At 41.4% G+C, this 23,277-nt stretch carries 20 protein-coding genes; 4 read left to right on the top strand and 16 right to left on the bottom strand.

From position 1 onward, the window contains the following. Positions 1 to 17: 17 nt before the first annotated feature. Both clpB and ACXAD1_RS05675 read right to left on the bottom strand, forming a co-directional pair. Complete coding sequence (gene clpB / locus ACXAD1_RS05680; RefSeq protein WP_474909627.1) at positions 18 to 2,615, bottom strand: ATP-dependent chaperone ClpB; 2,598 nt, start codon at positions 2,613 to 2,615, stop codon at positions 18 to 20. A 164-nt stretch (positions 2,616 to 2,779) separates the two neighbouring features. Next, positions 2,780 to 2,959 carry a YjzC family protein gene (locus ACXAD1_RS05675; protein ID WP_009331234.1) on the bottom strand — a complete coding sequence of 60 codons (180 nt, stop codon included), beginning with the start codon at positions 2,957 to 2,959 and terminating at the stop codon, positions 2,780 to 2,782. 171 nt (positions 2,960 to 3,130) lie between these two features. Here ACXAD1_RS05675 and ACXAD1_RS05670 point away from each other — a divergent pair, with 171 nt between their 5' ends. Then, positions 3,131 to 3,943, top strand: coding sequence for an undecaprenyl-diphosphate phosphatase (locus ACXAD1_RS05670; protein WP_370224709.1), 813 nt, complete (start codon positions 3,131 to 3,133; stop codon positions 3,941 to 3,943). A gap of 36 nt (positions 3,944 to 3,979) precedes the next feature. Here ACXAD1_RS05670 and argF read toward each other — a convergent pair whose 3' ends face one another. From argF to ACXAD1_RS05620, 10 genes are all read right to left on the bottom strand, one after another. Continuing rightward, the gene (gene argF / locus ACXAD1_RS05665; RefSeq protein ID WP_474909626.1) at positions 3,980 to 4,936 is read right to left on the bottom strand and encodes an ornithine carbamoyltransferase; all 957 of its coding nucleotides are present in this window, start codon (positions 4,934 to 4,936) and stop codon (positions 3,980 to 3,982) included. After that, positions 4,933 to 8,058: a carbamoyl phosphate synthase large subunit gene (locus tag ACXAD1_RS05660; protein ID WP_474909625.1), complete on the bottom strand. Its 3,126-nt coding sequence runs from the start codon at positions 8,056 to 8,058 to the stop codon at positions 4,933 to 4,935. Before ACXAD1_RS05660 ends, argF begins: the two co-directional genes overlap by 4 nt. Continuing rightward, positions 8,051 to 9,130, bottom strand: a complete 1,080-nt coding sequence (locus ACXAD1_RS05655; protein WP_474909624.1) for a carbamoyl phosphate synthase small subunit — start codon at positions 9,128 to 9,130, stop codon at positions 8,051 to 8,053. The genes ACXAD1_RS05660 and ACXAD1_RS05655 overlap by 8 nt, the downstream gene beginning before the upstream one ends. Positions 9,131 to 9,207: 77 nt before the next feature. Further along, entirely contained in the window at positions 9,208 to 10,365 is a 1,158-nt protein-coding gene (locus ACXAD1_RS05650; RefSeq protein WP_474909623.1) for an acetylornithine transaminase, read from the bottom strand. Continuing rightward, positions 10,362 to 11,135, bottom strand: a complete 774-nt coding sequence (argB, locus tag ACXAD1_RS05645) for an acetylglutamate kinase (protein WP_474909622.1) — start codon at positions 11,133 to 11,135, stop codon at positions 10,362 to 10,364. The genes ACXAD1_RS05650 and argB overlap by 4 nt, the downstream gene beginning before the upstream one ends. 12 nt (positions 11,136 to 11,147) lie before the next feature. After that, positions 11,148 to 12,377, bottom strand: a complete 1,230-nt coding sequence (gene argJ, locus ACXAD1_RS05640; RefSeq protein WP_206835251.1) for a bifunctional ornithine acetyltransferase/N-acetylglutamate synthase — start codon at positions 12,375 to 12,377, stop codon at positions 11,148 to 11,150. 13 nt (positions 12,378 to 12,390) lie between these two features. After that, positions 12,391 to 13,422 carry an N-acetyl-gamma-glutamyl-phosphate reductase gene (gene argC / locus ACXAD1_RS05635; RefSeq protein ID WP_474909621.1) on the bottom strand — a complete coding sequence of 344 codons (1,032 nt, stop codon included), beginning with the start codon at positions 13,420 to 13,422 and terminating at the stop codon, positions 12,391 to 12,393. Positions 13,423 to 13,618: 196 nt separating this feature from the next. Continuing rightward, complete coding sequence (locus ACXAD1_RS05630) at positions 13,619 to 14,338, bottom strand: YwiC-like family protein (protein WP_474909620.1); 720 nt, start codon at positions 14,336 to 14,338, stop codon at positions 13,619 to 13,621. 157 nt (positions 14,339 to 14,495) lie between these two features. Beyond that, on the bottom strand, positions 14,496 to 15,032 hold the full coding sequence (mobB, locus tag ACXAD1_RS05625; RefSeq protein WP_474909619.1) for a molybdopterin-guanine dinucleotide biosynthesis protein B: 537 nt from the start codon (positions 15,030 to 15,032) through the stop codon (positions 14,496 to 14,498). After that, positions 15,026 to 16,291, bottom strand: a complete 1,266-nt coding sequence (locus ACXAD1_RS05620; RefSeq protein WP_206835239.1) for a molybdopterin molybdotransferase MoeA — start codon at positions 16,289 to 16,291, stop codon at positions 15,026 to 15,028. Before ACXAD1_RS05620 ends, mobB begins: the two co-directional genes overlap by 7 nt. Before the next feature lie 513 nt (positions 16,292 to 16,804). Here ACXAD1_RS05620 and ric point away from each other — a divergent pair. Beyond that, positions 16,805 to 17,497 carry an iron-sulfur cluster repair di-iron protein gene (ric, locus tag ACXAD1_RS05615; protein WP_206835237.1) on the top strand — a complete coding sequence of 231 codons (693 nt, stop codon included), beginning with the start codon at positions 16,805 to 16,807 and terminating at the stop codon, positions 17,495 to 17,497. Positions 17,498 to 17,609: 112 nt separating this feature from the next. Here ric and moaA read toward each other — a convergent pair whose 3' ends face one another. Further along, on the bottom strand, positions 17,610 to 18,626 hold the full coding sequence (gene moaA / locus ACXAD1_RS05610) for a GTP 3',8-cyclase MoaA (RefSeq protein WP_206835235.1): 1,017 nt from the start codon (positions 18,624 to 18,626) through the stop codon (positions 17,610 to 17,612). A 286-nt stretch (positions 18,627 to 18,912) separates the two neighbouring features. On the opposite strand from moaA, the gene ACXAD1_RS05605 reads away from it, so the two are divergent. Continuing rightward, a complete protein-coding gene (locus ACXAD1_RS05605) occupies positions 18,913 to 19,614 on the top strand; it encodes a Crp/Fnr family transcriptional regulator (protein WP_206835231.1) in 702 nt (233 codons plus the stop codon). 30 nt (positions 19,615 to 19,644) lie between these two features. Here the strand turns inward: ACXAD1_RS05605 and ACXAD1_RS05600 are convergent, their stop codons facing one another. From ACXAD1_RS05600 to ACXAD1_RS05590, 3 genes are all read right to left on the bottom strand, one after another. Beyond that, entirely contained in the window at positions 19,645 to 20,772 is a 1,128-nt protein-coding gene (locus ACXAD1_RS05600; RefSeq protein ID WP_370224054.1) for a TIGR04053 family radical SAM/SPASM domain-containing protein, read from the bottom strand. A 205-nt stretch (positions 20,773 to 20,977) separates the two neighbouring features. Continuing rightward, a complete protein-coding gene (locus ACXAD1_RS05595) occupies positions 20,978 to 21,286 on the bottom strand; it encodes a metal-sulfur cluster assembly factor (protein ID WP_009331252.1) in 309 nt (102 codons plus the stop codon). A gap of 73 nt (positions 21,287 to 21,359) precedes the next feature. Next, positions 21,360 to 22,127, bottom strand: coding sequence for an alpha/beta fold hydrolase (locus ACXAD1_RS05590; RefSeq protein WP_474909618.1), 768 nt, complete (start codon positions 22,125 to 22,127; stop codon positions 21,360 to 21,362). A 280-nt stretch (positions 22,128 to 22,407) separates the two neighbouring features. On the opposite strand from ACXAD1_RS05590, the gene ACXAD1_RS05585 reads away from it, so the two are divergent. Then, positions 22,408 to 23,226, top strand: a complete 819-nt coding sequence (locus ACXAD1_RS05585; RefSeq protein WP_206835223.1) for a Cof-type HAD-IIB family hydrolase — start codon at positions 22,408 to 22,410, stop codon at positions 23,224 to 23,226. Positions 23,227 to 23,277 lie beyond the last annotated feature (51 nt).

The following is a 23,277-nucleotide window of genomic DNA, read 5'->3' as shown; positions in this document are numbered from 1 at the left end:
TCTTTTCATTTGCGGACTTATTTTACCAGCAATTCAATTTTGCCGTTATCTGCAGATATGACAACTTCACTGTATTCTTTAATTTCACCTGCGATTATTTTGCGGGCAAGTGCTGTTTCAACGTTCCTTTGAATAAAACGTTTGAGCGGCCTTGCTCCATATATGGGATCAAATCCGTTTTCTGCAATATATTCTTTGGCATTATCATTTATACTCAACTTAATATGCTGATCAGATAATCTTGCTTGAAGCTGAATAATTAATTTTAAAACAATACTCTTTATTTCATTCAGAGCTAAAGGCTTAAACAGAATAATTTCGTCCACTCTGTTCAGAAACTCTGGACGGAAATGGCTCCGCAGCTGATCAAGTACTTTGTCTCTTGTTCCTTCAGATATTTCTTCTTCACCAGCAGAACGTTCCAGAAGAAAATGGGAGCCAATATTGGAAGTCATAATGATAACCGTATTTTTAAAATCAACCGTGCGTCCCTGTGAGTCAGTGATTCTTCCATCATCAAGCATCTGCAGGAGGATATTGAATACTTCAGGATGGGCCTTTTCAATTTCATCAAGCAGGATTACTGAGTATGGCTTCCTTCTGACAGCTTCTGTCAGCTGACCGCCTTCCTCATATCCTACATACCCCGGAGGAGCACCAATCAATCTTGATACAGCATGTTTTTCCATATATTCGGACATATCAATTCTGATTATTTGTTCTTCACTATCGAATAATGACTGTGCAAGTGCCTTAGCCAATTCTGTTTTTCCCACTCCAGTTGGGCCCAGGAAGATGAAGGAGCCAATGGGGCGATTCGGATCCTTAATTCCTGCCCTTGCCCTAAGGACAGCATCTGACACAAGCTGCACAGCTTCTTCCTGGCCAATCACTCTTTCATGAAGGATGCTTTCAAGGCGAAGCAGCTTTTCACGTTCTCCTTCAACAAGTTTAACCACTGGAATACCTGTCCACCTTGCCACAATGCCTGCAATTTCTTCTTCTGTGACTTCCTCTCTCAGCAGCCGGTCCCCTTGATTCCCGTTAACTGCATTTTCAAGCTCTTTCAATTCCTTTTCTAAAGAAGGGATTCTTCCATGACGCAATTCGGCAGCTTTATTCAAGTCATAATTATTCTCTGCTTCTTCCAGTTCCCGGCGCATTTTCTCAAGCTGCTCCCGTTTTTCCTGGACTTTCTGGATTCCTTCCTTTTCAAGCTGCCATTTTGCTTTCATGCTGTTAGCCTGGTCTTTTAATTCGGCCAGTTCTTTTTGAAGGTCTGCAAGTCTCTTCTTGCTTCCTTCATCACTCTCTTTTCGTAAAGCTGCTTCTTCTATCTCCAGCTGCATGACCCTTCTTGTAACCTCATCCAACTCTGATGGCATTGAATCGATTTCCGTCCTGATCATGGCACAAGCTTCGTCAACCAAGTCAATCGCTTTATCAGGAAGGAACCGGTCTGTAATATACCTGTCTGACAAGGTTGCGGCAGCCACAATAGCCCGATCGTGGATATTGACACCATGATGGATTTCAAAGCGCTCCTTCAGCCCTCTGAGAATTGAGATTGTATCCTCTACATCCGGCTCCTGCACCAATACCTGCTGAAAACGCCGTTCCAGAGCCGGATCTTTTTCGATATATTTGCGGTGCTCCTCAAGTGTGGTAGCTCCTATACAGTGCAATTCTCCCCTTGCAAGCATGGGCTTCAGCATATTCCCTGCATCCATTGCTCCTTCTGTCTTGCCCGCTCCCACAATGGTGTGAAGTTCGTCAATAAAAAGAAGAATTCTTCCTTCGCTTTTCTTAACCTCATTTAATACAGCTTTCAGTCTTTCCTCGAATTCACCCCGGAATTTGGCCCCGGCAATTAAAGCGCTCATATCAAGAGCAAAAATGGTTTTATCCTTGAGGCCCTCAGGCACATCTTTACGTACAATTCTTTGTGCCAATCCTTCGACAATCGCTGTTTTTCCTACCCCAGGTTCGCCTATTAAAACTGGATTATTTTTGGTTTTTCTTGAAAGGATGCGAATAACATGCCTGATTTCACTATCCCGGCCAATTACAGGATCCACTTTCCCCTGTTTCACCTCTGCAACAAGATCTCTTCCATATTTTTTTAAAGCCTCATATGTTGATTCCGGATTTTGCGATGTCACCCTCTGATTCCCCCTAATCTCCTTAATCGCCTGCTCCACTAATTCTTTATTGATTCCGTATGACTTTAAAACTGCTGCCGTTTCGGTTTCCGCTGCTGCAGCAGCCATGAAAACATGCTCAACTGACATGAATTCATCCTGAAATATCTTCTTATAATTTTCTGCTTCCGCCAGCACCCGCTGCAGTTTACCGGTTATATACAATTTTCCATGTTCCGTTCCTGAACCGGACACTTGCGGTTTTTTCCTCAGTGCTTCCTGCATTTTATTATTAAAAGAATCAGCCGGAATCTGCATTTTTGACAGTATTAATGATATCAGGCTGTTTTCCTGTCCCATTAAAGCCAGGAATAAATGTGCTTCATCCACCTCCTGATGCTGCTCGCGCAACGCTATGGACTGTGCATTTAATAATCCTTCCTGAAGCCGCTCTGTCATCCGATTAAAATCCACTATGCAACCTCCTTTTTGACCTTTTTTGACCTTTAGTTTTATTATAATCCATTCTTTTCATATGTAAAGTTTCCAGCAGTTTATTCTCAGTGTAAAAAGCCATCCGCAATTGGGATGGCTCTATTTTTATACTATTTCCCCATCTTCTTTATCAATAATCAAAATCAAGGCTTTCTTTTATACGTCCAAAGCCGGTTATGATTGGATGTTTCCGGAAATTGGTCCCCAGCTCTCATTTTAAGCATTTGAGGATTATTGACGTTACTTCCCGTTTCGCCAATTTCTATATAAATTCCATTATTAGGCGCTTTCTGGCCAGGCTTAAATTGTCTGTTTTGCCCCATGCTGAATACCTCCTTTAATCGTAAATCACTTATTATTATTTCCACTCTTTCATCTCTCATGAGGGAAACTATTGGCATCGCATAAAAGCAATGAAAAGGATATTACTTTACTCTGCTCTCCTTTTTATAGTTAAATGGGGTGTATGAGATTTCATTATGGAGGATTTACTTGTGACAGATTTTCTGATATTGCTTAAATACTTGTTTTTGGGATTATTTCAAGGATTTACAGAGCCTATTCCCATTTCATCGAGCGGGCATCTGGAGATTGCACAGCACTTTTTCGGCCTTGACATTAAAGGCCTTAGCTTTGCACTCCTTGTAAATACTGCCTCATTATTAGCTGTGCTGCTTATATACAGGGAAGATATTATGAGACTCATGCGGAATGGCCTTGCATACATTACAACTAAAGATAAACAGACAGAACCAGACTTTCGGTTTATCATTTACTTGATTATTGGAACCATTCCTGCAGGTGTCATCGGCATTTTATTTGAGGATTTTATCGATTTGCACTTTGCAAATATAAAAACAGTTGGGATTACTCTTATCGTGACAGGACTTGCGCTGTGGCTGATCCGTAATTTACGCGGACGGAAAAATGATGCTGAATTATCTTATAAAGATGCAATAATTGTAGGACTTGCACAGGCAGTTGCCCTGATACCGGGAATCAGCCGTTCCGGTGCCACCATTGTAGCCGCCATGGGTCTGGGGATGAAACAGGAAACAGCTTTAAGGTTCTCTTTCCTTTTATATATCCCCGTAAGTGCCGGCGGAATGATACTGGGGTTCAACGACATTTTAACAGATCCCAATTTATCTGAATTGGCATTGCCCTATACAATAGCCTTTTTTGCATCATTGATTGCATCTTACTTTTCGCTGAAATGGTTTATGAATATTATGGCTAAAGGGAACTTGAAGTATTTTGCGATTTACTGTTTTATTGTTGGACCGCTTGTTTATTTCTTATCTTAATGAAAAAGCCTTCTCAGCGCTGAGAAGGCTTTTTCATTATAATATTTCTGAAAGAATGGCTTTTTGAACATGAAGTCTGTTCCCAGCCTGTTGAAAGACAGCGGAATTGTTTCCATCAATAACTTCCGCTGAAACTTCCTCACCGCGATGAGCAGGAAGGCAATGTAAAAAGACGTAATCTTTTTTTGCTTTTTGGACAAGATATTCATTAACCTGATAATCAGCAAAGTCTTTCAGCCTCTGTTCATTCTCAGTTTCCTGTCCCATGCTCGTCCAGACATCTGTATAGATGGCATCGGCATTAGCAGCCGCTTCTCCAGGGTTAGATGTTACGATTACTTTTGACCCGCTTTGTTCTGCAAACTCTTGTGATTGCTTGAGAACAGATTTATCTGGTTCATACCCTTCAGGACAGGCAATCGTGATATTTACCCCCATCTTGGCAGAAGCAATCATTAAAGAATGGGCTACATTATTGCCATCGCCTACATATACCAGGTTTTGGCCTTTTAACTCCCCATTTTTCTCTTCGATTGTAAGGAGATCGGCAAGAGCCTGGCATGGATGATAAAGATCGGTCAAGCCGTTAATAACCGGAATGTCCGCATGATAAGCCAGCTCCTGGATCTTCGCATGGGAGAATGTGCGTATCATAATCGCATCAACATATTGTGAAAGCACTTTAGCTGTATCCGCAATGCTTTCTCCTCTTCCCAGCTGCAGATCCTGACTATTTAAATATAATGCATGACCCCCAAGCTGCAGCATCCCTGCTTCAAAGGAAACTCTTGTACGTGTAGATGACTTTTCAAAAATCATGCCAAGAATTTTGCCTTTTAGGATGGAAGTTTCTGCACCCTGCAGATGAGCTTCTTTTAATTGCTTTGCTTTTTCCAGCAGCCCCTTAATTTCCTCTGATGAAAAGTCAGCAAGTGTTAGAAAATCCTTTCCTTTCAAATTTAAACCCTTATCAGCGGCCTGAATTGAAATCATAAGACGCCCACTTCCTTTTCTCCAAATTTGTTTTTAATGCCCAGCCAGTCATCAATGGATTTAACATCCCATTCGCCTGCTGACATTGATTTTAGTAATGCAATAAGCGTTTCTTTTTCACTGAAAGTCAAAATTCTGTTTTTGATTCCCATTTCTCTCATTCTCTTATCTTCTTCACTCATGCCAGGATTATATAAAGCAAAGGTTTCCTGGGTGTTCCAATCCATATTTTCTTGATTCAGAAAAACAGGCACAACATTAGCCTGATTAACATAGTGAGTTAATTCTTCTGTTTCTGGAGAGTTTGCTATTACGACACATTTGCCTTTAGCACTATTTAAGCCAGCATGGAAAGATTTTCTGATTGCTGCCTCATAATTTGGTGCCAGTGAAATCCCCTCTCCTGTTGATTTCATTTCAGGACCTACCTTGCTGTCCAAACCCTTTAATGCATAATTTGAGAAAACCGGGAATTTCACACATACAAATGGGAGTTTCGCCGCACCCGGCATTTCATCTTTCGACAAATTATATTTCCCAAGCAATATTTTTGTCGCAATCTCCACCAGCTGCACGCCTGTGACCTTGCTGATAATTGGTACTGTTCTGCTCGCGCGAGGGTTTATTTCAAGAATAAACACCTCTTCGCCATTAACGATATATTGAATATTCATAAGTCCTTTATACTGGAGCTTTTGCACAATGGCTTTTGCATAGGCTAGCATTTTATTCTGAACATTTTCTGAAAGATTTTGCGGCGGGAGAACGGACATGCTGTCGCCAGAGTGAACACCCGTTTTTTCAATATGCTCCATAATTGCAGGTGCACAGATATGATTTCCGTCAGCTGCCAGATCAAGCTCAGCTTCTGATGCATGAACGAATTGATCAATTAAAATCGGATAAGGGACATCACCTTTCGTTAAATAACTCTCCAGCTCAGATGATGAAGCAATACGTTCCATTCCTCTGCCGCCAATAACATAGGATGGGCGGACAAGAATCGGGAATCCAATGTTTTCGGCTGCTTCTTTCAGCTCTGCTTCTGAGTGGACAACATCTCCTTTTATTCTCGGGATATTCAAATCATCCAATAGCTGATAAAAAAGCTTCCGGTCCTCTAATGCATCAATGGTATTTGAGTCAGTTCCAAGCAGGGTAACGCCATAAGCTTCAAGATCGGATGCCAGATTCAGAGCTGTCTGCCCGCCAAGCTGCACAATGACATCTGAAATTCCTTCTGCTTCAATCACATTCAAGATATCCTCAAGAATTAACGGTTCAAAATAAAGTCTGTCAGCGGTTGTATAATCCGTACTTACCGTTTCAGGGTTGTTATTGATCATGATTGTCTCAACGCCTTCATCTTTCAGAGCAAACACTCCCTGAACGGAGCAATAATCAAATTCAATGCCCTGGCCAATTCTGATGGGGCCGCTTCCGATAATCAGGACTTTCCTCTTATCACTCTTCACTTGTTCATTTTCGCCAAAGTAACTGGAGTAATAATAATTAGATTGTGCTTCAAATTCAGCAGCGCATGTGTCAACCATTTTATAGGCTGGTAGAATTCCAGCCTTTTTGCGTTTGTCCCTGACTGCTTTCTCCGCAACTTTCCATTCCAATGCAAGAAACTTATCACTGAAGCCCTTTTCCTTAAATAGCTGCAGCTCTTCTTTTGTTGCTTCATCAAGTGTTAAGGCAGAGATTTGTTTTTCCAGTTTTACCATTTCATTGAGTATATTGAGATAGAAATAATCTATTTTCGTAATTGAGTGTAAAGCTTCCACTGAATAATTTCTCCGGAGTAATTCAATCACGGTAAAAAATCTTTCATCAGTCTGCTTTAACAGAAGTTCCTCAAGAAAGGCATTCGATTTAGCTGATAAGCCAGGTGATTTTAAATCATTTTCCTTTACTTCAAGTGAATGGATTGCCTTTAAGAGAGCGCGTTCCAGATTCCGGTCAATGCCCATTACTTCTCCGGTTGCTTTCATTTGCGTTCCGAGCTTGCGGTCTGCAGAAGGAAATTTATCAAAAGGCCATTTTGGAAACTTAACGATGACATAATCCAGAGCTGGTTCAAAGCTAGCAAATGTATCTCCTGTTACAGGGTTGATAATTTCCGATAAGGTGTACCCGACGGCAAGCTTTGCAGCCATTCTGGCAATTGGATACCCTGTTGCTTTGGATGCAAGGGCAGATGACCTGCTGACTCTGGGATTAACTTCAATCAAGTAATAATTCTTACTATGCGGATCAAGGGCAAACTGAATGTTGCACCCGCCAATAATACCAAGCTCTGAAATGATCTTAATTGATGCTGATCTCAGCATCTGATACTCATCATCTGTTAAGGTTTGTGAAGGTGCGACAACAATTGAGTCACCAGTATGAACCCCCACAGGATCAATATTTTCCATATTGCAAATAGTGATGCACGTATTCTGTGAATCCCGCATGACCTCGTATTCTACTTCCTTAAATCCTGCTATGCTTTTTTCAACCAGGCATTGGCTGATCGCACTCTCTTTTAAGCCGCCCTTCACCAAAGACGTCAGTTCATCGAAATCTCCTGCTATGCCTCCGCCTGTTCCGCCAAGAGTATAAGCTGGACGGACGATAATAGGAAATCCAATTTCGCGGGCAAATTGGATGGCTTCTTCCACTTCATGGACAATGATGCTTTCAGGAACAGGTTCGTTAAGCTCATGCATCAGCTTACGAAAAGCTTCCCGGTCTTCACCTTTCTTTATGGATTCAATACTGCTTCCCAAAAGCTTCACTCCATAACGTTCAAGCACACCTGATTCACTAAGTTGAAAAGCAAGATTCAACCCTGTCTGGCCTCCCAGTGTGGCAAGCAGGCCATCGGGACGTTCTTTTTTTATAATTTTCTCAAGGCTGTCAGCTGTCATCGGCTCGAAATAGACTTTGTCAGCAAAAGCTTTGTCAGACATGATGGTAGCCGGATTGTTATTCACAAGGATAACCTTATATCCTTCTTCCTTTAACGCTGCGCAGGCCTGTGTTCCTGCATAATCAAATTCTGCTGCCTGCCCGATGACAATAGGGCCTGAGCCGATTACTAATATGGATTGGATACTGGTGTCTTTAGGCATAAGCGAAAACTCTCCTATTCTCCTCTTGAATCATGTTCATAAACTCATCAAAAATATAATCACCATCCGCAGGTCCCGGATGGGCTTCCGGATGGAATTGCACCGTATGGATTGGCAGCACCTTATGCATTAGTCCCTCAATTGACTGATCATGAAGGTTTACATAGCGGGTTTTAAACCCTGTATCTTTTATGCTTTCTTCATCAACCACATAGCTATGATTTTGTGATGACATAAAGACAGTGCCCTTCTTCATGTCCGCAATCGGGTGGTTGGCACCCCTATGGCCAAAGGACAGTTTCTTTGTGTTGCCTCCAAATGCTAAAGCTGCCAGCTGGTGGCCAAGGCAAATTCCCAATGCCGGATACTGCTCCAGCACCTTTTTTAATTCCGGGAGGATGCTTTTTAATTCTTTTGGATCTCCAGGTCCGTTTGAAAGCACCACACCGTCTGGATTTAGTTTTTTTATCTGTTCAAAGCTTGTATTATAAGGGACAGATGTAACCTTGCACGCTCTTTTCAGCAATGAATCCACAATTGATTTTTTAGCTCCAAAATCCATGACAACTATATGAATGCCGCCCTCTCCAAAGCACTCCATAGTTTGTGATGATACTTTACAAACTTTTTCATCTTTTGGAAGCAGCAACACGGCTGCTGCCTTTTCCGAAGAAGACATTTTTGCCGGCATGCTGCCTTCTGAACGGATTTTCTTTACAATGGAACGGGTATCCATATGCCCTAATAATGGAATATTCCATTTCTGAAGGTATTCCTGAAGCGAATAAGCCGATTTGTAATGCGAAGGATTTCTGCTTCCTTCATATACAATAACCCCGGCCACATGAGGCTTCTTGCTCTCAAAATCAGACTCATTTATTCCGTAATTTCCGATTAAAGGATACGTAAATACAATAATTTGGTCCTTATAAGAGGGATCTGTCAATACTTCCTGGTAGCCTGTCATTCCTGTAAAAAAAACGATTTCCCCTTCTATATCCTTTTCAGGCTTATCTGTCAGCCATTTGCCCTTATAGGAATGGCCGCTATTTAAATGTAGGTATCCTTCCATTATCAACACCTCTAAGCTATCTGTATATTTATATAACTTCGTTAATTTTTATTCATTTATTTGAAAAATAATACAGCCTACACAGCTGATTTTGAAAATTCCTTTAGTGTGGATTGCAGAATTTGTATCGCTTCATCCATTTCAGATTTTGATGCTGTCAGCGGAGGCAGCAGCCGCAAAACATTTTCTCCTGCAGGCAATGCCAGCAAGCAATTGGCTCTTAATTCCTTCAACAATGATGGAAGGGGAATATCTGATTCAATACCGACCATCAGACCAAGATAGCGAATCTCCTTAACAGCTGCAGTCTGTTCAAGCGATTCTGCCAATCTGTCAGCAAGATATGCACTCTTTTCCTGAACGCCTTGTAAAAAATCATCATTAAATATTGTGTTCATGGTAGCAATAGCTGCGGCAATGCTGATCGGGTTCCCGCCAAATGTTGATCCATGGCTACCTGGCCCAAAAACTCCTTCTAATGCTTTTTTTCCAATCACAGCGCCTATTGGCAATCCGCTTCCCAAGCCTTTAGCTGCGGTTACGATATCGGGAGAAAGGTCAAAATGCTGAAATCCGAAGGCTTTACCTGTTCTGCCTATGCCGGTCTGAATTTCATCTACAATCAGCAGCGCTCCATATTCTTTGCAAAGCTGCTCTGTTTTTGTTAGAAACTCCTGATTCCCAATGTGAATCCCGCCTTCACCCTGTACGATTTCCAGCATAACTGCCGCTGTTTCCGCATCAATCTCATCCTTCAATGCATTAATATCATTAAAAGGAACATACTTAAAAGTCTCAAGCATGGAACCATAGCCTTTTTTAATTTTTTCCTGGCCCGTTGCGGCCATAGTGGCAAAGGTTCTCCCGTGGAATGATTGCTGAAAAGTAATGATTTTTTTCCGTCCCGAAGCTTTTCTTGCAAGCTTTATCGCTGCTTCATTTGCTTCTGCTCCACTGTTGGCAAAGAATACGAGGTCCATGCCCGCAGCTTCAGAGAGAGTCTTTGCTGCAGCCTCCTGCTGATCCTGCATAAATAAATTGGAAACATGCCAGAATTTATTCAGCTGCTCATTGATTGATTCTTGTACTGCTGCTGGACGGTGACCAAGATTGCAGACTCCGATCCCTGATGTGAAGTCCAAATAGCGTTTCCCATTTTTATCAAAAAGATAGCTTCCTTCTGCTTTTTCCGGCTCCACTTCCCACCGGGCATACGTTGGAAATAGATTACTCAAGTTAAAACCTCCTTCTTGGCAGATACATTCGTACCGATCCATATGCCTTCCTCATAAAACTTTTCTTTTCCTGATACAATCATTACGCTATTTAGCCCTTTGCTGATTAGGTTCAAGGCAGAGGTAACTTTAGGAATCATTCCGCCTGTAATTTTTTTATCGTTAATATGCTGTTTTATTTCATCCGCGTCAAGCTGGGGAGAGAGGTTACCGTCAATGAAAATTCCTTTTACATCGGTTACAAAGATGCAATGTTCAGATTTAATCGCATTGGCAACGGCTGCCGCCGCATAATCGGCATTGATATTCAGTTTCGTGCCGCCTTCTGCAGCTGCAATAGGAGTAATGACAGGGACCAGATCTTCGTTAAATAACATTTCCAGTACTGTCTGATTTACAGACGTTATTTCACCAACAAGTCCAAGCTCATCCTGATTGATAAATTCTGCCTTTAGTAATCCCGCATCACTTCCATTTACGCCAAACCCTCTCAAACCATGCAGTTCGATCATTGAGGTAAGCTTGCGGTTGGATTGTCCTGACAAGACCATCTCTGCTACCTCCAGAACTTCCGGAGTCGTTTTTCTTAGCCCATTGACAAATTCATGAGGGATATTATAGAGTTCCAGCATGCTGTTAATTGCGGGGCCGCCTCCATGAACAAAAACAATCTGGTATCCTTCATTCTTTAACACTAAAAGACTATCAAAAAAAGCTTCTCCCAGCTCTTCCATTACACTGCCTCCGCACTTAATGACTATACTTTTCAAATGGCATCCCCCTCAGGTACGATAGCTTGCATTGATTTTGACATAATCATAGGATAAGTCACATCCCCAGGCCTTCCCTTTGCCTGCTCCCTGATGAAGATCCACAGTAATCTGAATGGCGGCATTGGATAAGTACTCTTTTGCTTCTTCTTCAGAAAATGCAAGTGGAACACTATTTTGCAGCATAGCTATAGGTCCGATTGCGATATCTACCGAAGACGGATCAATAGACGGCTGGCTCTGTCCGATTGCCCCTATAATTCTGCCCCAATTGGCATCCGCTCCATATACAGCAGTTTTAACAAGGTTCGAGCCAACAATCTGCTTAGCAATCATTCTTGCATCGTCATCCGTTTTTGTCCCCGATACCTCCACTTCTATCAGCTTTGTTGCCCCCTCACCATCTTTTGCAATCTGTTTGGCAAGACTTTCACTTGTTTGAGAAAGCATCTGTATAAATACATCCCAATCTGGATGTTCCGGCGAAAGTTTATTTATACCGCTGGTTCCATTGGCCATGACCATTACCATATCATTTGTTGAGGTATCTCCATCAACGGTTATCTGATTGAACGTTCGATCGGTAACCTGTTTTAATGCAAATTGCAAATCACCGCAGTCTATATTTGCATCTGTTGTGATGAACGCAAGCATGGTTGCCATATTGGGATGAATCATTCCAGACCCCTTTGCCGAACCGCCCATAGTAACGGTTTTCCCATCGATGACTGCCGAATAGCAGCACTTCTTCATCACTAAATCCGTTGTTAATATGGATGTTTGAAAATCCTCTGAATGTATTGCCTCATTGCCGGGCTTCAGCATCTTAATGCCCTCTTCTATCTTATCCATCTGCATATATTCCCCAATGACACCAGTAGAGGCAACCGCCACATGCTGCTCCTTTAAATTGAATTTATCTGCAGCTGATTTTCTCATTTGATAAGCATCCTTTAGCCCCTGGTCCCCTGTACAGGCATTGGCACATGCACTATTTACAATGACAGCCTGTATGAGGCCTTCTGCTGCAATGCTTTCCTGTGTAACTTTTAGAGGGGCAGCCTGAAAATGGCTTGTTGTATAGACAGCTGCACATTGTGCAGGAGTATCGCTTAATATAATTCCCAGGTCCTTTTTTGAATAGCGCAGCCCGGCATGAACGCCAGCTGCTGAAAAGCCTTTCGGTGTTATGATGCTGCCTGTCGGCAGTTCGGTTACTTCAGTTTGAGATACTAATTGCATTTATCTTTCCTCCTTATGGATAGAGCGGAACAAATCCGAGACCCGCTGCTTCATCCAATCCGCTCATTATATTGGCATTTTGTACAGCCTGCCCGGCAGCACCCTTCATTAAATTATCAATCACTGAAACTATTGTCAGTCTGCCCGTTCTGGAATCTACATGGACACCTATATCGCAAAAATTAGAGCCTGCCACCTCTTTGACGGAAGGGAAAGAATCTTCAGGACGAATTCGAATAAATGGTTGTTTTTCATAGACTGATTGATAAAGTTCAATAATTTGAGAAGAAGTGTATTCTTTTGTCAGCTGAACATAGCTGGTTGTCATAATTCCTCTTGTTATAGGAAGAAGATGGGTCGTGAATGTGATCGGCATTATTGCGGAATTCCAATTCAGCAGCTGCTGCTCGATCTCTGGTGTATGCTGATGCTGATTTACCTTATAAACACGCAGGTTTTCATTAGCTTCTGCATAGCTTGTTGATCTTGAAAGCGCCCTTCCTGCCCCTGAAACGCCGGATTTTGCATCGACCACAATGCTTTCTGGTTTTATTAAATTTTCTTTTACAACTGGTGCCAGACTTAGCAGAGCAGCTGTTGGATAGCACCCAGGATTAGATATGATTTCTGCGGAAGCTATTTCGTCATGATGCCACTCAGGAAGCCCATATACTGCTTTTTCTACAAGAGATTCGTTTGCAGGAGCGTGTTTATACCACTCCAGATAGGCTTGAGCCGGGATTCGAAGATCACCGGAAAGGTCAATTACCTTTATATCCTTGCCAGAAAAACTTTCAGCAAGTTTCCCTGATACTCCAGATGGCGTTGCCAGAAAAACAATATCAGATTGGTCTGCTATTTGAGCTGAATCAATCCCCTGTAAGTTCTTGTCAATAATTTCATATAGATGAGGATATTCATTCCAAATGGGGAAATTTTCTTTTGTTGAATGGATCGATATAATATTAAATTCTGGATGCTGTTTCAGGATACGGAGCAATTCCGCACCCCCATATCCGGTTGTTCCGATAATTGAAACGTTCATAATTGCTCCTTCCACACTCGATTGTATATTTAATCATTTATATACATATTTATGAATTTATGTTTCTCTTATTATAGAAACTGTAAGAAAAAATTGCAACCTATTTTACTGAAGTTTTAAAGATTTCTAATATTTATTTTTACTCGGAATATCTATTTCTGGATAAATTGAAAAACCGGCCTGGTCAGGCCGGTCATTAATTGTGAATGGCAAGTAATAACATGAAAAAGAATATGGCTGCATTCGCAATTTCATATATCCCAATTTTTTTAGGTGTAAATGATTTCCCATAAAATGCAATGGACCGAAAAAGGCTGGGAAGAAACGCTGCAGATACAATCCATCCGCCTGCCAGCAGCCAGAGAATCGGTACCGCAGCATGAAAGATCCACGAAATCCATTTGAAGGAAATGTTCCTCTTTTCCCTGATCATCGATTTTACATAGAAAGTGCTTCCGGCAAAAAATAAAATGGAAGCTGCAAATACTGTCCAGGCCTGCGGTGTAATTTCCCCATGCGGCAAGTAGCTGCTTGCAAGGCCTGCTATTGAAAATGCACAGATGGCACTAAAGTCGTTACCTAATGCCCTATCTCTATTTTTAGACGAATAGCTTGCATTAATAATAAAAAAAGGAATCATAAGAAGTCCAAAGATGATAATCGATGGCCTTACCAGTAAAGGAATTAATAGCAGTAAAATAGCCGGAACCAGATAAATAGAAGTCCACTTCGCATAAAAAGCCATTCTTTTTCTTTTAAAAAGAAGAAGGCCCGGATAAGTAGCCAGATATAATAATATCCATCCTAAAAAGAACGGGATATGAGACCAAATAATATCAGATGCAGCCGCTCCGAGCCAAAATGGCAGAATCAGCATTGCCCAGGCTCCATGCTGCTTTGGCATAAATAACTTCATCTTCAATACCTCCCCGCTGCTTTCTGCCAATAATATATAATTTTCCCGGTAAATAATAAGTGAAGATTATCACTGGTAAACACATCGCCACAAAACGTTCAACTTTCAGAGAATTATAAAAAACAGCCCAAAATAAAATGGACTGTTTTGAATAATCTTATTTCCTTTTCTTACTTTCGCCCACTAAATACTCAATAATCCACTCAGTGCCTTTTGGATTATGAATGCTGAAAAACGGAGTTTCCAAATCTGCAGCCTTGTGCTTAATCACTTTATCTTCCCAGCTGAAGAGTGCACAGATATTTGTCAGTTCCTCCATAAGGTACAGATCTTCACCACTTCTGAGCAGGAGTGCTTTAGGGTATGAAGCCATTTTATGACCTTCAATAAGTACTACATCAGGCTGCAGCTGCATGGCAATCCTGATCTGTTCCTCCAGGCTCCAGCTTTTCTTCTCAGCTTGTAAAAGAAGTCTGCCGCCACCTTCAACAATTGAAGCCGCTGCTCCTGATTCAATATGACTGCTGGAATCCTTTCCTTCCGGGGTCTCGGGCTTGCCGCCATGGCCATGATGCTTAATGGCAATGACAGAAAGGCCCTTCCCTTTTAATCCGGAAATCAATTTATTTACCAAGGTTGTTTTTCCGCTGTTTTGAAAGCCGGATACCTGAAAAATGACAGGTTCCTTTACCATGGCCATTCGCTTCCTTCATGGTCCTCAAGCAATAGCACATCAACAATGTCGCCCTTGCCATAGCCTCTGGTACCGCCTGGCAGGATCATTAGTGAATTCGCGCCGGCGAGACTCATCACAATGTTTGATTTATCCACTCCGCTTGGCGCTGCCTCCAGTCTGCCTCTTGAATAGTTCACAGCAGTCCGGACAAATCGTGTAAATGGGTTTGCTTTTGGAAACTCGGCCACGAGCTCTGCTGTTTCTTTTCTTAAGTGCGGTTTCTCAGAGAACAGCATTTTCCGGATGATCGGTCTTGCAAAAAGCTCAAACCCTACATAGCAGGCAGAAGGATTTCCGGAAAGTCCAAACAGCAGCTTCCCTTCATGCTGGGCAACTGTTGTCACACTGCCGGGCCTCATCGCAACCTTGTTGAAAAGGACCTCTGCCGCAAGCTTTTCATAAATTCCCGGCAGATAATCAAAATCCCCCACAGATACGCCACCCGTAGTAATCAGCATATCCACACTGTTCAAAGCTTCCTTCACAGCATTGAAACAAGTATCAAATTCGTCAGGGAGTTTTCCATAATAAACAACTTCTGCTCCAGCCCTTTCAATTTGCGCTGCTATCATATGGGCATTGCTATTTCTGATTTTCCCCGGCTGCAGCTGTTCGTGAACTTCCAATAGCTCGGTGCCTGTTGCAAATAATCCGATAACAGGCTTCTTTGCAACCGGTACCTCGGCATAGCCAAAGGTAGCAAGAATAGCCTGAATTCCAGGGTTGATTTTTGTCCCCTTTTTAACCAGGGAATCTCCTTCCTTCGCATCTTCGCCCTTGAAGGAAACATTGTCTCCAGGATTATAGGTGCGTTTAATGGACATAAAATTCTTACCGTCTTCTTCATATGCTTTTGCCAGTTCAAGCATTACAACGGCATCACATTCTTCAGGCATTTGGGCACCAGTCATAATTCTTACTGCCTGGAATGGACCAATTTTTTTGGATGTCACATGTCCGGCGCCAATGTGGTCTACCACCTCAAATATGACGGGATTTTCCAATGAAGCTTCCTTTGTGTCTGCAGAACGGACAGCAAAACCATCATATGGTGATCGATCAAAATGAGGGACATCATGTGTCGCTTTTAAATCTTCTGCCAGAAAACGGCCGTTGCTTTCATTAATGGATACGTATTCTGCACTTCCGTTTAATTGATATGCCATGATTTTTTTTACTGCATCAGCAACAGGAATGGGAGTTCTTTTTTCCAGCATGATATCAGCTCCTATGTACTTTTCTTAACGCTTTTTCTATTTCAATTATTATAAACGTACATGAAAACTTATAACATGACAATCATCACACTTTCAGTTACATATGTGCATGGTTTTACCTAAAGGCTGTTTTCGTAAGGTTTGTTGCTTTTTTTATATTATTTACTAAGTTGATTGTAGCGGAAGGTGCGAGATCCTCGAAAATGCATTCGCATTTTCTTCGTGCGGTGTTTACTCAACGAAGCTTATTCAAAGTCCTGCGGGAGTAGCGGGACAGGTGAGACCCCGCAGACGCGGAGCGTTGAGGAGGCTCACCGCCCGCCCCGCGGAAAGCGAGCAGCCTGGAGCGGAAATCAACGGACAACATTGATAGGCAAAGAACAACAATTTATGCGAAAATAGACTACCCAAAAAACTTTATAAAAAGCCTGCAAGTGTGATGCCCGTCACCAAATAAAAAAGGAAATTCGTTTATTCTTTAGATAGTTCACAAGATAGAAGGAGGAAAATTCAATGACCATACTGCTTACAGAAGACCCCCTGGTAAAAGATATTGTAAATGAATTTCCAAAGACAAGTGATGTTTTTAAACGTCATCGCATTGATTTTTGCTGCGGTGGAAATATTCCGCTGGTGCGTGCAGTTTCAGAGCAGTCTGCCAATATGGACGTTCTGATTAAAGAATTGAACGAGGTTATTCAGAAGGAAAACCAAACCGATGATTTAGAAGTATGGACTGACAGTACATCAGAAGTTATTATTGAACATGTCATCAAACGATATCATCGTCCTCTTGAGGAGGAACTATCCCTATTAAGCCCATATGTAACAAAGGTCTCAAGAGTCCATGGAGAAAGCCACGAGGAGCTTTTACAAGTCCATCAATTATTCTTTGAGCTGAAGCACGAGCTTCTTGAACATACTTCTAAAGAGGAAGAGTCAGTTTTTCCAATGCTTCTGAAGCTTGATGACCCCCAGGCTGAAAATCGCGAAGAAATCATCAGCTATATCCGGGAGCTTGAGAAAGAGCATGATCATGCAGGTTCAATTTTAAAGGAATTGAGGGAAATTACTTCTGATTATACTCCTCCAGCAGATGCATGCGGCTCATACCGCCTTGTGTATAAGCGGCTGGAAGATCTTGAAAGCCAAACTTTCATGCATGTTCACCTTGAAAATAACATTCTATTTCCACGGTATATATAAACATCTTGATCTGCAGCCAATAACGGCTGCAGTTTTTTTGCAGTCTAAAAGACAAAATAAAAAGCCTGCCCGGCTATGTCCATTTCTCATGACACAGCAAAGCATGCTTTTTTTATCCTCCAATATAGGACATTTCAATCTTTTTCCTGCTGGCAATGGTTTCTTCAGTCCGTTCGTCTGAATATCTGTCTTTTCTTTCGTTCCAAATATTAATAATCCGATCGGTAATTTCTTCATCCGTTGCGCCTTTTCTCATAAATCCCTTCAGATCATGGCCTTCTCCATTGAAAAGGCATGTAAAAATTTGGCCGTTTGCTGACAATCTTGAACGTGTGCAGCTTGAACAGAACGATTCAGAAACAGATGTAATAAACCCAACATCCACATCAGTCCCCTTATATCGGTATCGCTTGGCAACCTCTCCGAAATAATCCGGATCTACCGGTTCCAATAAATAATGTTCCTTTAACATGTGATAAATTTCTTTTTTGGTAACAACCTCGTCCATCTTCCAGCCGTTTGTACTGCCGACATCCATGTATTCAATAAAGCGGAGCTGTAAGCCGTTATCTTTGCAGAACTTAGCCATCGGGACAATTTCAGAATCATTCAGGCCTTTTTTAACGACCATATTAAGCTTGACGCCAAGCCCTGCTTCTTTTGCTGCCTCGATTCCTTCAAGAACTGGTTTGACACCCACATTGCGTCCGTTTATTTTTCCAAACAGCTCATCATCCAGGCTGTCAAGACTGATGTTAACCCTCACCAGTCCTGCTTCCTTTAAATCTTTCGCATGCTTGGGCAGCAATACACCATTTGTGGTTAGTCCTATATCTTTTAAGCCCTCAATGTCTGAAAGCATTTTTACAAGTTTAGGCATGTCCTTTCTCATAAGCGGTTCTCCGCCTGTTAACCTAATCTTCTCCACTCCAAGGCTTATAAAAATTTTAGCCAGCCGTTCAATTTCTTCATAGCTCAGGAGCTCGTTTTTTGGAAGGAAAGCAAAATCCGGCCCAAATATTTCTGCCGGCATGCAGTATTGACAGCGGAAATTACAGCGGTCAATGACAGAAATGCGAAGGTCTCTTAAAGGTCTATTCAATTTATCTTTTACGATTGTTTTAGCCATTTCGTTCAACTCCATATAAAGAGTGACTTAAAAAAGCTTTCTATACAGATGTATATTTTAGCCTTTCCCTTAAAATAACAGAAATAACCCAGTATCTCAAATTAAGGGCTTCTACTATTAGAACATACAATCGTTTCAATGTTAATAGGGAATTGTTTGTATAATAGCAAAGACACGCCATTTCAATAGAATTTGCCACAATAAAGACACAAAAGCCGGCAATGTTTTCACTATACAAATGATATTATTGTGAAAAAAGACAGTTGTTTTATGAAGGAGGGTCAACATGCCTCGTACAGCCATTAAACCGACACATTCCATAGAGATTAAAGAGCTTCTTCATTTCGCAGACCGGCGTATGAAAACCCCCAAAGGGGCCTACATTTTTCAGGAAGGTATGGATGCTGATGAGCTTTATATTATACTTTCAGGCAAGATACAAATCAGCAAGATAACAGCAGATGGCAGAGAACTCACTTTCAGGATATGCGGAGAAAATGAAATCATTGGTGAGCTGACCCTATTTACCAGTGACCCTAAATATTTATTAAATGCTTTAGTGCTTGAAGCTGGTGAAGTTGCTGTGATAAAAAAAGATGTCCTGGAAAGGGAGATTTTTAAAAATAGTACATTAGCTTATGAATTTATGAAATGGATGAGCGACCACTTCCGTAATACACAGACCAAATTTAGAGATCTCGTCCTTAATGGAAAAAAAGGTGCCCTTTATTCAACCCTTATCAGAATGACTAACAGCTATGGCATTAAGGTTATGGGCGGCATACTCATTGATCTGCCCCTTACGAATCAAGAACTTGGGAATTTCTGCGGCACCTCCAGGGAAAGCACCAACCGGATACTGGGTGAACTGAAAAAAGACGGCATCATCACCATTCTAAATGGAAAAATCACAGTCAAAGATCTTCAATATTTAAAAAATGAAATAGGCTGTGAAAACTGCCCTGCCGTATATTGCAGCATCGAATAGGAGTGCATCTTAACTGCACTCCTCTTTCTTTTATGATTTTGCCTCTTTCTTTCTATGTGCCTTTGGAATATAGACACAAAACGGCTCGCTTTCCATATAATCCCCTGTCATGGCAAATGCCCGTGACCTGGATCCCCCGCATACATAACGGAACTCGCATAGTCCGCATTTCCCTTTATACTTATCAGGATTTCTGAGGTTTTTAAAAATTGGCGATTCCCTGTATATTTCAGCAAGTGGCTGTTCCCTTACATTCCCTGCTTTAACAGGCAGCAGCCCGCTGGGATAAACATCCCCAATATGTGAAATGAAAACAAATCCATTTCCGTCATTTACTCCTTTAGGTGCCCTGCCTAAACCATCTATAGAACCCGTTAGCCCTTGCTGTGTAAGTGCATCAAGATATTGAATGTCCTCATTCTGAGCCTTCGCTTCCTTCATTTTTTGCTGAATGACTACTCGGCGGTAATGCTGGGCAGCTGTTGTCTTGATATCGAAAGTAACTTTTTTGCTTAAGTTATACAGCCATGTAAATACCTTCTCATGTTCAACCGGAGAAATCATATCTTTTTCCTGCCCTCTTCCTGTTGGGACGAGGAAGAACACACTCCAAAGAACACATTTGAGTTCTTCGACAACCTTAGCCATTTCCTCAAGATAATCTATATTATAACGCGAAATAACTGTATTAATCTGGACTGGTATTTCAAGCTCGTGCAAATATTTAATCCTTTCGATCGTTAAATCAAAGGATCCGGAAGTACCTCTAAAATGGTCATGGATTTCCGCATTTGGCCCATCAAGGCTGAAAGCCCATCGAGCTAAGCCGACCTTTTTAGCTTTTTCAATAGCTTCTTTTGTTACATTGGGTGTCGCACTGGGCGTCATCGAAACACGCACGCCTTTTTTTACAGCATATTCGGCAATGTCGAATACATCCTGCCTCATTAATGGATCTCCACCAGTAAAAACAAGCATAGGGTTGTTCATTTCCTTGATTTGGTCAATCAAATACTTCCCTTCATCAAAAGAAAGCTCTCGCGGATCTCTCTTGTATTGCGCTTCCGCTCGGCAATGCAGACATTTTAGCTGGCATGCCCTTGTTAATTCCCATATCACAATAAAAGGGTCATTATTAAAATTTCTATCAAATCCCATTTGAAATGCCTCCTAAGCAGCTCAATCCTGGCTGTTTCATCAACGCAATTTTGTCTTTCCATCGTTATTATAGGATAATCGGCATGTTAAATAAGTGAACTACCTCACATACAATGCTCATGTACAGAGTTACGTTCAAAAAATTACAAGCAAGGGCATAAAAAAACAGCTGGAAAATACTCCAGCTGTTTTTTAAGATTCAATCTTATTGTACGCCTAGTGCAATTTTTGCATAGCGGGACATTCTGTCTTTAGACCAAGGCGGGTTCCAGACAATGTTCACTTCAGTGTCCTTTACTTCTGGAATATCAGCCAAAGCTGACTTTACTTGTTCAACAATTGTTCCTGCCAAAGGACAGCCCATGGATGTAAGAGTCATATCTACTACGGCTTTCCCTTCCTCTTCCATTTTAACATCATATACTAAGCCTAAGTTTACAATATCTATCCCCAGCTCCGGGTCAACAACAAGTTCAAGCGCACCCATGATGCTGTCTTTTAAATCCTGGTCCATATCTGCAGCACTCCTTCATTATTTACTTTATCTTTATCTTAACAAATATTTAAATGAATTGAAAAAATGTTGGTTATAGATGTTCCCCGAACCATTTAACCGTTTCCAGCAGCCCTTCCCTGCTTACTTTATGCCCTGCCTGTTCATCTGATATGAACATGAGGTTTTCAGGTGAGTCACTATATAAGGGCTGAATGGTCTCATAAAATTGGTATGTATAGGAATAAGGCACAACCGGGTCTTTTTTGCCATGCCAGAACATAAGAGGCCTTCCTCCGAGTTTTTCAGGCTGAAGACTTAAATCACGCTCCCTTAAAGTCCCCAGCAGATCTGCCAGTTCTTCGCTGGAAAGCGGAATTTCAACCTTATTCTTCTTCAATTCATCCAGCTGAAGCTGTGCAAATTCTTCATAATACGGCATACCCATAAGGCTTACTGCAGCCTTGACCCACTCATACTGGGTCAAGGCGCCCAAAGTGACTATTCCTCCCATGGAGGTGCCCACAAGCCCTATTCTTCCCTGGTCGATCAAATCTGCATCCTCATAGACATCCCTGATTATGTTCAATTCCGCAATGGTATTCAGAACAATATCCCATAGCTTGAAATTTAAATCGCTGCCTGATAAACCTTCAGATCTTTCCCCATGAAGTAAAGTGTCCGGAAGCACCACCCTGAACCCTTTTTCAGCAAGCAGATAGGCATAATGCAGATTATGTTCTTTGGCACTCGTAAAGCCATGAACGAAAATAATGAATGGCAAGCGTTCCCCCTTTACTTCCTGCCTGGCAAGTTCAAGAACAGGAATTTCTTTGAAATGCTTATGTTCAATAACAACCACAGTTCTTCCTCCTAAATCTGTTAGGGCACAAGTGATTTTTTTTACAAAATTATAATAATATTGATAACATATATGTATAAAATGATTTTGTAAAAGCTTACGCTCTTGTCATGATGTAAATTCTTTCTATTTTTTCAGTTTAACATGTAGACTTTTTTTTTCCAAAACCTTTACACTTAAAAGAAAAGCGGGGCATACTTCAAGATAAGCAATTTGCTGCAGTCCGCTATCTGCAGTTTTATTCTTAAGAAAAAGTGCTGAGCGCTTAGAAGGAGATCTTATGGCAGAAAAACATTTAATTGCACTGGACCTTGATGGAACATTATTAAAAGATGACAAAACCATCTCAGCTAAAACTAAAATGATTATTCAAAAGGCACGTGAACAAGGACATGAAGTGATGATTGCCACAGGTAGGCCATATCGCTCCAGCGAAATTTACTATCGTGAAATGGGCTTGACTACGCCAATAGTCAATTTCAATGGTGCTTATATACATCATCCTAAAGATCATAATTGGGGAGTTTATCACACACCTTTGCAAATGAACGTTGCAAAGGAAATTGTCGAAGCAGTTAATAGTTATACAGTTCATAATATTGTAGCAGAAGTTATAGATGATGTTTACCTGCATTACCATGATGAAAAGCTTCTGGATATCTTCGGTTTTGGCGATCCCAAAATTACGACTGGAGATTTGCGCAATTATCTTAATGATAATCCGACAAGCATGCTGATCCATACAGATGAAGAACATGTAAAAACAATTAGAGCCCATCTTTCTGAAGTCCATGCCGAAGTGATTGACCACCGTCGCTGGGCGGCTCCATGGCATGTCATTGAAATCGTAAAAACAGGTCTGAATAAAGCCGTTGGCCTCCAAAAAGCAGCTGATTACTTCCAAATACCGCCTGAGCGGATCATAGCTTTCGGTGATGAAGACAATGATCTTGAAATGCTTGAATTTGCAGGCTACGGGATTGCCATGGGCAATGCTATAGACCAGGTTAAAAATATTGCCAATGAAGTCACCCTAACCAACGAGGAAGATGGAATCGGAATCTATCTAAATGAATTATTAAACCTTAAAGCACTGTAAGCAAATGAACAAAAAGAATTAAATAGTAATCAGTCCATTAAATTCCCTTTT

The sequence above is a fragment of the Cytobacillus sp. ABV4_503 genome, from assembly GCF_056158445.1.
Note: the sequence above shows the minus strand (reverse complement) of the source record. Positions and strands in the feature narration are given on the sequence as shown.